11 protein-coding genes are annotated in these 13,083 nt (G+C 61.7%); 4 read left to right on the top strand and 7 right to left on the bottom strand.

Going from position 1 to position 13,083, the window contains the following annotated elements:
- The coding region (locus ABIA71_RS15675; RefSeq protein ID WP_354286405.1) for an MBL fold metallo-hydrolase at window positions 1-306 on the bottom strand (306 nt) is incomplete at its 3' end.
- A 130-nt stretch (window positions 307-436) separates the two neighbouring features.
- On the opposite strand from ABIA71_RS15675, the gene gcvA reads away from it, so the two are divergent.
- The 4 genes from gcvA (at window position 437) to ABIA71_RS15655 (ending at window position 5,113) form a co-directional block, all read left to right on the top strand.
- Window positions 437-1,381: a transcriptional regulator GcvA gene (gene gcvA / locus ABIA71_RS15670; protein WP_354286403.1), complete on the top strand. Its 945-nt coding sequence runs from the start codon at window positions 437-439 to the stop codon at window positions 1,379-1,381.
- Between the two features lie 822 nt (window positions 1,382-2,203).
- Window positions 2,204-3,007: a MipA/OmpV family protein gene (locus ABIA71_RS15665; RefSeq protein ID WP_313159556.1), complete on the top strand. Its 804-nt coding sequence runs from the start codon at window positions 2,204-2,206 to the stop codon at window positions 3,005-3,007.
- 26 nt (window positions 3,008-3,033) lie between these two features.
- Window positions 3,034-3,750 carry a response regulator transcription factor gene (locus tag ABIA71_RS15660; protein ID WP_354286400.1) on the top strand — a complete coding sequence of 239 codons (717 nt, stop codon included), beginning with the start codon at window positions 3,034-3,036 and terminating at the stop codon, window positions 3,748-3,750.
- Complete coding sequence (locus ABIA71_RS15655; protein ID WP_354286398.1) at window positions 3,737-5,113, top strand: sensor histidine kinase; 1,377 nt, start codon at window positions 3,737-3,739, stop codon at window positions 5,111-5,113. Before ABIA71_RS15660 ends, ABIA71_RS15655 begins: the two co-directional genes overlap by 14 nt.
- Before the next feature lie 360 nt (window positions 5,114-5,473).
- Here the strand turns inward: ABIA71_RS15655 and ABIA71_RS15650 are convergent, their stop codons facing one another.
- The 6 genes from ABIA71_RS15650 to ku all read right to left on the bottom strand — a co-directional run bounded on the left by ABIA71_RS15650 (window position 5,474) and on the right by ku (window position 12,657).
- Window positions 5,474-5,824, bottom strand: coding sequence for a hypothetical protein (locus tag ABIA71_RS15650; RefSeq protein WP_088434049.1), 351 nt, complete (start codon window positions 5,822-5,824; stop codon window positions 5,474-5,476).
- Between the two features lie 109 nt (window positions 5,825-5,933).
- The gene (locus ABIA71_RS15645; protein ID WP_354286396.1) at window positions 5,934-7,709 is read right to left on the bottom strand and encodes a YbhB/YbcL family Raf kinase inhibitor-like protein; all 1,776 of its coding nucleotides are present in this window, start codon (window positions 7,707-7,709) and stop codon (window positions 5,934-5,936) included.
- 138 nt (window positions 7,710-7,847) lie between these two features.
- Window positions 7,848-8,657: an OBAP family protein gene (locus ABIA71_RS15640; protein WP_354286394.1), complete on the bottom strand. Its 810-nt coding sequence runs from the start codon at window positions 8,655-8,657 to the stop codon at window positions 7,848-7,850.
- Between the two features lie 41 nt (window positions 8,658-8,698).
- A complete protein-coding gene (gene ligD / locus ABIA71_RS15635; RefSeq protein WP_354286392.1) occupies window positions 8,699-11,293 on the bottom strand; it encodes a DNA ligase D in 2,595 nt (864 codons plus the stop codon).
- A gap of 12 nt (window positions 11,294-11,305) precedes the next feature.
- Window positions 11,306-11,482, bottom strand: coding sequence for a DUF3606 domain-containing protein (locus ABIA71_RS15630; protein WP_088434045.1), 177 nt, complete (start codon window positions 11,480-11,482; stop codon window positions 11,306-11,308).
- A 212-nt stretch (window positions 11,483-11,694) separates the two neighbouring features.
- Entirely contained in the window at window positions 11,695-12,657 is a 963-nt protein-coding gene (gene ku / locus ABIA71_RS15625) for a non-homologous end joining protein Ku (protein WP_354286390.1), read from the bottom strand.
- Between the last annotated feature and the right edge of the window lie 426 nt (window positions 12,658-13,083).

Below are 13,083 nucleotides of genomic sequence, written 5' to 3'. Positions count from 1 at the left end.
GAACGCGTCGACACGGCGGTTCTGTGACAGGAAGGTGTGCCGGTAATTGCGATGCGCGATGGCCAGGGCGTCGGGAAAGGTCGAAAGCCCCGCGACGTGATCGCTCATGAAATGGGTGGATACGATGACGCGGACCGTTTTCCCCAGCTCGTCGCAGATCAGCACGCGCAACGCCGCCGCATCCGCTGCGCTTCCCAGTGAATCCACCAGCAGCACATGGTTGCCATCGACGAAAACCGTCGCAACGGAGTGGTAGTCCTCACCAAGGCACAAGAACACGTCCGGGCCCAACGGTTTCAGCTGCATGGCGGCTTCCCTTGAATGGTGGCCGCCATGATTGACGAGCGAACAGGCACCGACAAGCGAGAAGATTTCGCCTTCAGATTAGTAAAAGTAACCTGATAAGATCGTTCATCCCTGCTGGTAGGAGCGTCAGATGAAGCCGCGCCACGCCCCTCCCCTGAACGCCTTAAGGGCGTTTGAGGCAGCTGCACGATTCCTCAGCTTCCAGAAGGCGGCCACCCAGCTGTTTGTCACACCGGCCGCGGTGAGCCACCAGGTCAAACGCCTCGAGGCCTACCTGGGCACCGAGCTCTTCGAGCGCGGCCATCGGGCGGTGATGCTTACCCCGCAAGGCGCCACCCTTGCGGCGTCGCTCACTGAGATTTTCAAAATGCTCGACCTCGCACTGGACCCAAGCGCGGCTGCCGAACCCGACCATCTGCGCGTCAGCACCCTGGAGTCGTTCGCCGCGAAGTGGCTGGCGCCCAGGCTTCACCGCTTCCACGAGGCCCACCCGGATATCCAGGTGCGGGTCCTCACGAGCGATCAGCTGGTCGACGTGGGCCAGGATAACGTCGATGTCGCGATCCGATACGGCCTTGGCACATACCCAGGCGTGCAGGTTGAGAAGTTGATGGACGCGCCGGTGTTTCCGGTGTGCGCCCCAGGCACGTCCCGCAAAGACGGAAAGCCGATTGCATCGCCCGCCGATCTCGCCCACGTCGCGTTTATCCATGATCAAAGCGCCGAAGGGCGACCGGGCGTTCCCGATTGGGCGGCCTGGCTGCAGGCGGTTGGCCTGCAGGGTGTGTCAGCTGACGCTGGCTCGGTGTTTCCCAGCATCTATCTGGCCCAGGAAGCGGCGATCCACGGGCACGGCGTCGCACTGGGGTTGGCCCCGCTGGTGGAAGAAGATCTTCGGCGAGGGCGGCTTGTTAGGCCATCCACCGGCCAGTTGGCCAACGCGTATGCGTTTTGGACGGTCCGTCCGCTCGCCGCACGTCGAAAAAGCGCAACAGATGTCTTCTCTCACTGGCTGCACAGGGAAGCGGTCGGAACTTTCTCATCGCAGCTCCTTCAGGAGACGAATGCCACATGACTTCACTCTTCAAACCCATCCGAGACGAAGTGCAAATCGATGGCCGAGCCTAAACCCTGAAAACTGGCCTGAAGGTCTCAAATCTGGTGCCCAAAGCACGGCCAGGGGTTTGGGTCTGCGTTGCAATGACGTAGTGATCGGCGACGCGGCCTTGCCGCTACCCTTCAAAGGTCGCTTCCGCTCGCCCCCCGTTCGTCCAGGGCTGCTGATCGGGGTCGTATGGCCGCACGGGCCCCGTCCCTGTGCCGCCCCCTGCTGCGTTGAACACTGAGGTCCATCACTACAGCCCCATCACGGGCCTGAGGAGATCCTGCGCTCAGTCCCCCTGTTCAGGAGCAGTGATGCCCAAGTCAGCATCCTTCGTTGTGCGCTCCTTTGAGGCGATTTATGCCTCGTCCGGGGATGTGGAACGCATTCTCGCCCTCACCGTGGAGTGTGGCGAGTGCAAGGCGACCTCATCCTCAGGAGCGGGTTCCCTGGTTGAGCTGCCCGGCGGTGCCCTATTCCGATGCGCGCATTGCGGTCGCCATCAAGCCGTCAGCAACGCTCGGCTCTCGGCCATGCAAGGTCCGACCGGCGGGAAGCCTTCGGCGGGAGCCGCGCCTGCCCGAGCAGCAACCTCGGCATTCAATGCGGACTGCGTCAGGCCATTGCTGCCGCTTGCATTAGCAAGGTAGCCGGTTCGTGTGGTCGCTGCGGCGGTTCACGGGCGTCAACGGCGGAGGGCGCTGGCTGAACCAACCGCAGCGGACCCTGCGTTGGTAAGTTCTCTGTAAGTTCGGATGATCAAAGCTCGTAGCGCCTCCCCACGACGCTACTCGCATGCTCAAGACCGTGTTCGCCCTTCCGCTGCTCCTTGTCCCCACCATTGCCATGGCCCAAGGCGTCTCCAGCAGCAGTGATTTACTCGCCGATGCCCAAGACGACCGATGGACCCTAGGCGTCGCCGTTTCTGTCCGCGACAGCCCCTATGTCGGCGAAGGCACCCGCGTTCGCCCTCTTCCCTTGGTGACCTTTGATGGGCAGCGCTTCTTTTGGCGCGGACTGTCAGGAGGTATCCACCTCATCCAACGCAAGAGCCTCTCTATTGATGCCGTCCTTTCTGGCCGCTTCGATGGGTTCGACATCAAGGACCTTTCCCGCGCCGGACTCGCTCGCAATGGGCTGGATGGTACTGCCCTGGAAGACCGAGACGACGCGCTGGATGCCGGCTTGGCGGCGAGCTGGCGAGGAAGGGCCGGCGAGCTTAAGGTCAGCGCCTTGGCTGATGTAACTGACGCCAGTGGGGGTTACGAGTTTGCTGTGGACTATGGTTATGCTTTGCAATGGGGGCGCACCACGGTCGTGCCTGGCGCTGGGGTTCGATGGATGTCCAAGGACTTGGTGAACTACTACTACGGCACTTTGGACGAAGAAATCAGCCGGGGCGTAGCGCCCTACCGGCCCGGCTCAGCCCTGGTTCCCCAAGTCAGCATAGGGTTCTCCCGTCCATTGGGCGAAAAATGGAGGGTGCTTGGGGGCGTAGACTACAAGTTCCTGCCGAACGAGTTGGCGGACAGCCCCCTTCTGGAACCGGATTCGAACGGGTCCGCCGCAGTGCGCTTGGGAATCTCCCGGAGCTTCTGATCGTTCATACTTAGATCTCAGCCCCCATGGCCCCCTCCTTGCCAGCCCCGGCCGTTTCCAATCGAATTGCCTTGGTTGAGGACCATCCCCGCTTGGCCAACTTGGTCGAGCGAGGGCTGGGGGCTGCTGGCATCGCTGTGGATACGTTCGCTACCTTGGAGGCAGCTTGGCATGGGCTGCTTCATCTTCCCTACGCCTTGGCCATCGTGGATCGCGGGTTACCGGATGGCGACGGTTTGAACCTGATCCGAAGATTGCGCGCGGCTGACAGCAAGCTCCCGTGCCTGATGCTGACCGCCAAGGACGCTCTGCACGATCGGGTGGCCGGGCTGGACGCGGGAGCGGACGACTACCTCCCCAAGCCGTTTGCCATAGAAGAACTCACAGCGCGCGTGCGGGCGCTGATGCGTCGTCCCGCAGAGTTTCGCGAGCTTCAGCTGAGCTACCACGGGCTTCAGATCCTGCCCGAACTGAGCTGCATGCGGCACCACCAAGAACAGGTCAGCTTGGCACCGGCAGAGCTGCAGCTCATCATTCTGATGGTGAGGGGCGCTGGACAGGTGGTTCGGCGCACCGCGCTGGAGGCGGCGGCCTGGGGCGTTTCAGACGCCGTAACCCCCAACGCGTTGGACGTCGCCTTGCATCGCCTGCGGAAAAAGCTCGCCGCGATCGACGCCCCGCTTTCTCTCATCAACGTGCGCAACCTGGGCTTTTCTTTGATTCCCTCTGATGCTGCCGAGTAGCCTGACCGCGCGTTTGATGATCGGCACCATGCTGGCAATGTTGGTGGCGGCACTGGCAGCCGTTTTGGTCATGCTCGCCATGACCTCCCCAAAGCTGCCCGATCGCTTGCTCCGCACGGAACTGCAAGAGGAGCTCGATCACCTGATCGAAGGTCTAAGAAGAGATGCGGAAGGGAACTTCTCCGTCGACCTGAAGCCACAGAACGTCAATGCATACGACGCCATGACCAAGGACTCCGCCTACTGCATCGTTGACAGCGCTGGGGTCGCTGTTCTGCAAAGTTCGCCCGGCCCGGCCCTGGAGGCCCTAAGAGTGCTGCCCTGGAGCTTTGACTCGATGACGGTGGCGGGCAATGGAACGACCATTCGCCTGCGAGTCATGCAAGGGCCAGTGGAAATCCAGGGCCAACGCTACATTGTTCGTGTGGCGCGCAGTGATCGGCTGGTGCTTACACTCAGTGACTACGCTGGCACGCTCTACCTCAGGGCGGGATTGGTCACGCTGCTATTGGCGCTGTTGACCTTCGCAATCGTCGTATATTGGACCATCAGGCGAATGATCGCTCCTCTCCGCGAGGTCTCAGCGATCGCTGCGCAGGTTAACCCTAGAAGCCTAGGCACCCGCCTCCGGGGCCGGGGGCTTCCCACGGAGGTTGCTCCATTGCTCGATGCCTTCAATGCCGCCCTCGCCCGCCTGGAGAACGGCTTCCGCGTGCAACAGGAGTTCCTGGCATCGGCGGCGCACGAACTGAAAACACCGCTGTCGCTGTTGACGGCCGAAATTGAACTGAGCAGCGCAACCAACAGGGAGGTGCTGCTGCAGGACGCCGGGCATATGGCGCGCCAGATTCATCAGCTGCTGCACCTTGCCGAAGTGAGCGAGGCACACAACTACACCTTCGCGCCGGTTCGCCTTGCACAGATCATCCAGGATGCGGCCGACTACCTGGTTCGCGTGTGCGCGCAACGCTCGGTGAGCGTCGATGTGCACGACCAGGCCGGCGACGTGCTTCTGCCGGCAGATGCGTCGGCGGTGTTCGTGCTGGCCAAGAATCTGATTGAGAACGCCATCCACCATGCGGCCGCGGGCGGCCAGGTGCGCGTTGACGTGTTCCCCGCGGGTTTGAGCGTGCAGGACGATGGCCCCGGCGTGACGCCGGCGCACCAGTCACTGCTGTTCAAGCGCTTCTGGCGCGCCAATCCCCGTGACAGCACCGGCGCCGGGCTGGGCTTGGCTATCTGTATGGAGATCTGCCTCTCGCATGGATGGGGCCTGCGCTATGATGCTGCTCAAGCTAAAGGCGCCCGGTTCGTCGTTGACACGCGAACGTCCGCCGCATTATCCCCTTCTCTACGGTCGTGAGCGCGTCCGGTCCGCGAAGATAGCGGCGCGAGAACGCGTCACACGCCCAACCTCCCATCGCCCCAACAAAGAGCCAGCGCCTCAGTGCCGAATACAGGTCGTTTCCACCTTCTGGATGTTGAAGGCGTAAGAAGTCAGGACGGTCGGCTGTTGGAGCTGACCCGGGTTTACTGCCGCTGCCTCCAATGCAGTGCAGCGTTCACCGCCACTCCGGCCCAAGGGCTTGAACCTTTAGAAGGAGGAGCGACCCTCAAGTGCCCCAAGTGCGGCGAGCACCAAGCCATCAGCCTCTTTCGGTTTGAAGACTTCTCCCGCCGACACGGAACGGACATTTCTTAGCGCTCCGCCCGGGCGTCCTCGCTAGAACGGGTCGGGCCGCTCAAAGGGTACCTTTCTTGCACTTGACTGGGACCGATAGTCCAAGGTCACGTCGTTGATTAGGGAGGCAACGGCGGTTGCCAATCTCCTGCCGTCCGAAATCGAACCGTAGAAACGGATAGAGGGACCTTCCACCTCCACCCCAGCCACCCCCAGATCGCTCTTCAACGCGTCCAAGCGGTCATTAAACAGGGCAAGCCAGGCGGCATGCGGGGCCACGTCCAACATGGCAATGATCGCCTCGTCTTCGGACTGGTCCACGTTCTCCTGTAAGTCGGGGACGTCGAATCCAAGAAGCCTAGGCGCTTCGTTATCTGGGGGGGAACTGCTCATGCTCCCATGATATCGCGAAGCGCCTTTTTCCGCCGCATCCGGCCCTTCCCACTGGCGCACCCCAGCGGACTATCAGTGCATGGGATCAGCTGCCCTACCACCCGCTGTGTCACTTCAGTGGCGGATCGGTCTGTTGATAGGTGCCGACCACGACGCCTTTTGCCAAAACGTGGCCCTTTACGGCCTTAAGCACCTCATCACGCGTCGCCCCCGGACGAACATCGAGCGCCCTGTCCAGCGCCAGCACTTGGAAATGATAGTGGTGCGGCGGATCCCCCACCGGCGGCCTGGGACCGTAGTATCCAACAGAACCACGGCTGGTCGCCCCCTGCAGGACGCCCTCAGGGTCGGTCAGCCGGGGCTGGACCTGGACGCCCTCGGGTAAGCTGGTCACGGAGGCGGGGATGTTCCAAGCGACCCAGTGCACGAACGGCTTGATGGGCGTAGAGTCCGGGTCCTCCGCGATGATCACGTAAGTCACCGCCTTCGGAACGGCGTCCCACGCAAGCGGGGGCGACAGCCCTTCGTGATATGCGCTGAATCGAGAAGAGAGCGCCTGACCGTTTTGGAACGCCGGCGATCGGATGCCGAAGGACGCCGCCTGCGATACGCGATCGAGAGCCAAGGGGACACCCGTGCCTTCAGTCACCTGCCTTTCCAAGGACTGCTTCGGGATGACGGTCGCGGTCGCAGCTGCCGCCTTGCCTGCACCGTAGCTCACCCGATATATCCCGCCGTTGGCGTCGTCGCCCACCAAGAGCGCCCCGCCCCGCGTGACAGCCAAGCCCACCGGGCGTGCGATGTGCCTCTGACCGCCATCGGTCAGGAACCCGGACAGGAATGGCTCGAACGTCACCGGCTGCCCGTTACGGAACCGGATCCGCACCACCTCAAAACCAGAGGCCGGCTTCCGATTCCATGACCCCCGCATGGTAACGAACGCGTCGCCTCGGTAGGCGGCAGGAAACTGGCTGCCGGTGTAGAAGACCAGTTGCATGGGGGCCGCGTGCGCCGTATAGCCCAAGACGATGGGCTCGCTCATCTGAGCCCACTGGGCCTTCGTGATTTCTCCTGGCGGCGTGCTCTGCGGATTCTGCCCATTCTTTCCCCAGATGTGGGGCCAACCATACTGCTTGCCTTTGACAATGTGGTTGAGCTCCTCCGGTTGAACATCATCGCCCAGGAAATCGATGCCGTGATCCATCCCCCACAGTTCGCCGGTCTTCGGATCCCAAGCGAAGCCCAAGGTGTTGCGCAGACCACTGGCGAAAATCGTGCGCCTCTTGCCGTCCGGCGAGGCGCGCAAGAGGGTTGCGTGTTCAGGATTGGACTCATTGCAAGCATTGCACGACGATCCCACGCTGATATACAGCATGCCGTCAGGGCCGAACGCCAAGGTTCTGTTGGGATGCTGCCCACCGTCCGGCAGATCATTGATGATTCGCTCTATCGCACCCAAGGAGCCGTCGGGATTGAGGGGGGCGCGGAATACTTCTGTAGCAGTGGCCATATAAAGGTGGCCGTCCCCGATAGCCAATCCATGGACGCTGGGACGGTGCGCCACAGTCCGCGGGGCTTCATCCAGAACCCCGTCCTCATTGGCGTCCTTCAGTAGCAACACGTCCCCTTGGTCACGGCGGGAAACGTAAATGTCGCCACTGGGCGCTACGGCAATGATCCGGACGTTCTGAAGATCCTTCGCGAAGGCTTTCACCTCGAACCCCTGCGGCACCTTCAGTCCCGCAATGCGCTCGCCGGTCGCGGGAACCTTGTCGGGTTTGAATGTGTTAACCCGTGCGGGGACATCCGTCCCGTCTCCCTGTTGGGCCAATGCAGGCCAAGCGAGTGTCGTGAGCAGCGCGACGTATCCGAGTGTCCGTTTCATGGGCGCACGTCCGAGAAGGTTAACTGGAAGCTGAAGAATCGCCCTGCGGCGATCAACCGCCTGCGAAAACAGCGCGAGCGCCGCGTGAGTTCCGCCAAACCAGCAACGCGGCGATTGAAGGACCCGGCAGCATTGCGGCTACTTGCCGGAACTCGCGCTAGACGTGGCGTTCTTCTCTGCGTCGGAGGGCCCATCCGTTTTCTCCTCATCTGTGTGACCATGGCCAGCGCTCGGGTCCTCGATTTGGATAACGTTGCCCTTCTGCCATGCATCCGCCCCCGCATCGACTGGGGGCGCGGCGATGTTGGCACGGCGCTTTCGCTTGTCCTCACTGCTGACGCCCAGCCGTGCGTCCCGGGCTGCCACCATCGCCGGGTCCGCTTGCCCATCTGCAGTGAACCCCATCATCAGTTGCGGCATGCCGCGTGGCAGGTCTTTGTCCAAGTCTGTGTGCCAGGTGTGCCAGGTCTTGCCATAGGTGTGGATGAGCTTCTCCATCAGCGCATGCTCGGCCACCTCGGGAATCCCTGGAGCGATGAGCTGACCCGATTTCACCTCCTGAACGTGGCTGTGCCATAGCGCTTTTTCCTGCTCAGGAAGACCTGCAAACAGCTTCGCGCTGATGATGTATTCCACCCCCATCAACTTGGCATCTTTTACATTTCCGTCGTAGATCGTGCACTGGATAACATCCTCGTTGAGGATGGAGCAGTAGTGGTGGGCCTCCATTTGGACCTTCATCTGGCCGTTGTAGAAATGAAACCCGTCCAGATAGGCATTGATGGCGTCGACCGGCGGCCTGTCCTGCAGAACGGCGGCGCCGGTCTCCAGCGCTTTGGTCTTCGCGGTTTCTTCGGCCCCCGGCGCTTGGACGCGGGACTCTGTGTTGCCGCCTCCGCACGCAGAGAGTGCAACCGCGACGGCGGCGCAAACGATGGATCGGCGCATGATTATTTCTCCTGAAAGGCGACGGCAGCAGGTGAGCGGGATCAGTCGTCCTGTGCCCACCGTGCAAGATTTTGTTGGATGGATTCGATGCCTTCCCAAGGGTCCTTGCGCCTGCGTTTGAGCTTGGGGGGAACGTCCTTCATGGTGAAGGTATCTGCCCGAGTGAGCTTTGCCAGCTCCCTCCACGCGATGGGCATGGCCACGGGCGCACCAGGCCGGCCTCGCAAGGAATACGACGCCACCGCGGTGGCGCCTCGGCCGTTGCGCAGGTAGTCGACGAATATGCGTTTGTTGCGCAAGCTTTTGGTCGACGTCGCCAAAAACCGGTGCGGCTCGGACTGTGCCAAAGCGTCCGCGAACCCGTGGGCGAACCGCTTGGTCAGATCCCAATCGCACCCGGGATTCAACGGCACTACCACGTGCAGACCCTTGCCACCGGACACCCGCAAGAAGGACTCCAACTCGAGTTGCTGAAGCAGCTTTCGGATGTCGGTCGCGGCCTTCTTGACCTCCGAGAATGGCACGTCCGGGCCGGGGTCTAGATCGAACACCACGCGATCGGCCCGGTCGGGGGAATCGGCGTGGCTGCCCCAAGGATGGAACTCCAAGGCATTGAACTGCACGAGCTCCAGAAGGCTGGCGGCGTCTTCGACCACCAGGTAGTGGGCATTGATTCCACTGTCTTCCTTGAGTTTCACCGAGCTCACCAACTCCAGCCCCGCGGTGTGGTGCTTCTGGAAGAAGCACGGCCTGCCAGTCCCAGCTGGACACCGGATGATCGACAGTGGACGCCCAATGATCTCAGGCAAAAGATAATCCATGACCGCGCTGTAGTAGTCCCACACGTCCTGCTTGGTTGCCTTGAGGTCGGGGAAGATCACCTTGGAGGGACTGGAAAGCTTGGGGGGCGCACGCTCTCCCGGAACGCCCCCACCCTTGCCCTCCCTAGTTTTGACGGCGATACCCCGCACCGGATCAGTCATTCCTCTCTCGCCCCCCTGAGTCGGCTTGGATGACGTCGCACGGCCTCGGAAATCGCTCCGATCTGAGTCCTTGAGATCGGCCACGTCTTTGTCGGGCCGCACGGCTTTCAGCGACGCTTGGCGCAGCAGTTGCTGCCCGCCGATGCCCCGGTAAAACACCTCGACCACGAACCGGGGCGCAAACCAAGTGGCGGCCCGCAGATCGGTGTCCGTGGTCGGCACATACGCCGTGGGCTTCTTCCCGCCGGCGGTGCCGATCAGCGCCGTCAGCTCCCCGATCAGGGCGTCCGAGAACCCGGAGCCGACGCGCCCGGCGTAAAGCCACCCATGCTTGGGGTCCGGCTTGGCCAGTAGCAACGATCCGAAACCCGTGCGGCTTCCTTTGGGCGCCGTGTAGCCGACAACCGCGAATTCATCGCTAGCAAGTTGCTTGGTCTTCCTCCAATCCTCACCCCGGCCGCCGTGATAGCCGCGATCGGCGCGCTTGGAGATGATGCCCTCGAAATGCTGATCCCCCGCGAGACGGTAAGCCGCCTCGCCATCGCCGACGATGTGCGAGCTCATGGCCAAATGGGTCGGGGTTCCCTTCAGGACTTCCTCCAACAGCGCCTTTCGTTGCAGCAGCGGCGCGTCGGCGATGTCCACGCCATCGATATGCAGAAGGTCAAAGAGCGCATACGACAGCGCCCCCTGTCGTTCACCAGACAGGGTTGCTTGTAGCAAGTTGAAGTCTTCCTTCGTCCCGCGCCCTGCAATCAGCTCCCCGTCCAACGCGCCTGACTTCAACCCCAAGGCAGCGATCGCGTCGCGGATCTCCGGAATCTTGCTGGTCCATTCCAACGCGTTGCGCGACCATAAGCGAACCCCTCCTTCCGCCACGGTCGCCAGGATCCGGTAGCCGTCCCATTTGATCTCGTGCACCCACTGATCGCCCTTGGGTGGCGACTCACCCAGCTTGGCCAGTTGGGGCTTGAACGGCGCCACCGGGGCCTCGGCCTTTTTACTATTGGTGAGCGCCAGCGCCTTCTTCGCCCAGTCCACGCGTCGAGCAACCTTTGCAACGGGAATCGCCTTTAGGCGTTTTTTGTCGGCCTTCCCGCTGCCGGCCCGCTTAAGGTCTTCAGCGGGGGGCGGGGCGACATCTCCCAACAGATCGTCTGCGTCGACTTGGCTTGCATAGGCATCGTCTTCCTTGAAGAGCAGCCACTGCGGCTGGCGCGCCGGCTTGCCGGAGCGGACCAAGTGCCATCCCCCCTTAAGCTTGGCTCCGAACAATTCAAAGCGCAGGTGCCCTTTGGCAAGCTGGGTCTCCGGATCTCCTTCCGTAGCCCACACCCCGTGATCGAACTGAGCAACATGACCGCCGCCATACTCGCCTTTGGGGATCTCGCCCTCGAAACCAGCGTAGTCAACGGGATGGTCTTCCACCTCGACAGCCATCCGCTTGACCTTCGGGTCGTAGCTTGGCCCTTTGGGCACAGCCCAACTCTTGAGAGCGTCACCGACCTGTAGACGAAAGTCGTAGTGGCGCCGGCTGGCGTGGTGCAATTGCACGACAAAGATGGCCCGCTGCCCCGCTGGCAGCACCTTTCCAGGCTCGGGCTCCTTTGTCCTGCTAAAGCTCCGTTTGCGCCGGTATTCGGTGAGGGACATGCCCCGCGCCCGTCACTTGCCCAGGTGCTTACGAACCGCAGCCGATGTGGGACCGACGGCCTTGACCGCCTCTTTGAGCTGAGCAGCCGTGATGCCCAACGCCTTGGTCCAATACTGGACCTCGTAGTCTTCGTTGACATTGATCCGGTCACGATCGGGCGTTCCAGTCTTCTTTTTGTCGTCGCTCATGGCGCTGTAACTCCTTGGCAGGTAGACCGTTTCTAGCCCCGCCTCCGTGGGGTCACCGTGAACCGGCCTTGTCTATCTCTTCACGCCTCTTCGCGCCGCTAGGTTCTCCGCGCGTCTGCCCAGAAGCTGCGTCACGCTAGCGGCTTGCCCTACTTCGCTCTCGCCGCTCAGGCAGACTTGCGCGTCCTCTTGGCGGGCGCCTTTCTCGCCGCTCAGGCAGACTTGCGCGTCCTCTTGGCGGGCGCCTTTTTGGTGGCTTCTGTCTTGGGTGAGACCTTCTTCGACGCCCTTTTTGCCGGTGCAACCTTCTCCTTCTCCTTGCCCGACCTCGCCTGGGACTTGGAGGCCGTTTTCACCGGCAGGCTTTTGGCAGGGGTGCGCTTATTTGTCTCCAAGCTCTTCTGCAAGAGAGACATGAAGTCGACCACGTTCGTGGCAGCATCCTCTGGATGCACGGGCTCTTCAAACTTTGTGGTGGCACCGACATCTTTTACTCGCTTTTGAATGATCGCAGATAGCCTCTCGCGGAACTCGTCGTGATAGCTGTCAGGTGCCCACTCGCTGGTCATAGAGTTGATCAACTGCTTGGCCATCTCCATTTCCTTCGGCGCGATCCTATAGTCGCCAGTCTGCCCAGCCGGAAGCTTGTAGTCATCGGGCGCTACTAATTCCTGCGGATACCGAAGCAGAATCAGGACCAAAGCGTCCCCTTCAGGCATCACCGCACACAGGTATTCGCGGGTGCGGATCACCACTCGGGCGATGCCAACCTTTCCGGTTTCTCTCAGCGTCTCCCGGAGCAATACATAGCCCTTTTCCGCCTTCTTTCCAGGAACCAGGATGTATGGCTTCTCAAAGAAACGCAGACCAATGCTGGATGCATCGACGAACGCCTCTACATCGACGGACTCGTGGGTCTCTGGAGCGGCCGCGGCGATGTCTTCCTTCTCGACGACGACGTAACTGCCCTTGTCATACTCGAAGGCCTTAACAATGTCCTTCCACGGCACCTCCTCCCCCGTGTCCGCATTCACCCGCTCAAACCGAATCGGCTTCTTGTCTCGGGAGTCCAGCATCCGGAAGCTCAGATCAGTGCGGCGCTCCCCCGACATCAGCGAGACCGGGATGTTCAAGAGACCAAACGACAAAGATCCACTCCAGATAGGCCTAGCCATAACGATCCTTTTTGGCCGTGATTCGGCCGCTTTCCCTTGTATCGTCTGTGTCGTCGCCGCCCCGTGAACCGTCTATTGAGGGCGTCTCAGCGCAGAAACCAACCTTGTAACGAGGGCGGTAAACGGGGGCGTCTGCCCGTCCACTCCCGCCTGCAGACGGCTGGGACGGACCACCTTCCCTCACTGTCCCGATCCACGTCCCAATCATCGCCTTCGAGCGTCTCCTCCAAGTCGCTTGAGCAGCTCGCAACCTGGAAAACGGCATCTGCCACCGCCTCCATCTCATGCTCGAACCAGCGGCAGCCGTCGGCTGAAACCACCGAGGGCCCGTCCCCCAGGCTTGGGTATCCAGGCACTAATTCCTGCAGATGCTCTGCGGCCTGGCCAACGGTAAGACGGCGAAATCCCTTCATTGATGCCCAAATC

The organism is Stenotrophomonas sp. 2619 (assembly GCF_040548725.1).
GTDB lineage: Bacteria > Pseudomonadota > Gammaproteobacteria > Xanthomonadales > Xanthomonadaceae > Stenotrophomonas > Stenotrophomonas maltophilia_AP.
Note: the sequence above shows the minus strand (reverse complement) of the source record. Positions and strands in the feature narration are given on the sequence as shown.

Excerpts from the sequence above, each read along its gene's own strand:
- ku (WP_354286390.1), bottom strand. The coding sequence starts at position 12,657 with ATGGCTAGGCCTATCTGGAGTGGATCTTTGTCGTTTGGTCTCTTGAAC.
- ABIA71_RS15665 (WP_313159556.1), top strand. The coding sequence starts at position 2,204 with ATGCTCAAGACCGTGTTCGCCCTTCCGCTGCTCCTTGTCCCCACCATT.
- ligD (WP_354286392.1), bottom strand. The coding sequence starts at position 11,293 with ATGTCCCTCACCGAATACCGGCGCAAACGGAGCTTTAGCAGGACAAAG.
- ABIA71_RS15645 (WP_354286396.1), bottom strand. The coding sequence starts at position 7,709 with ATGAAACGGACACTCGGATACGTCGCGCTGCTCACGACACTCGCTTGG.
- ABIA71_RS15650 (WP_088434049.1), bottom strand. The coding sequence starts at position 5,824 with ATGAGCAGTTCCCCCCCAGATAACGAAGCGCCTAGGCTTCTTGGATTC.
- gcvA (WP_354286403.1), top strand. The coding sequence starts at position 437 with ATGAAGCCGCGCCACGCCCCTCCCCTGAACGCCTTAAGGGCGTTTGAG.
- ABIA71_RS15660 (WP_354286400.1), top strand. The coding sequence starts at position 3,034 with ATGGCCCCCTCCTTGCCAGCCCCGGCCGTTTCCAATCGAATTGCCTTG.
- ABIA71_RS15655 (WP_354286398.1), top strand. The coding sequence starts at position 3,737 with ATGCTGCCGAGTAGCCTGACCGCGCGTTTGATGATCGGCACCATGCTG.
- ABIA71_RS15640 (WP_354286394.1), bottom strand. The coding sequence starts at position 8,657 with ATGCGCCGATCCATCGTTTGCGCCGCCGTCGCGGTTGCACTCTCTGCG.
- ABIA71_RS15630 (WP_088434045.1), bottom strand. The coding sequence starts at position 11,482 with ATGAGCGACGACAAAAAGAAGACTGGAACGCCCGATCGTGACCGGATC.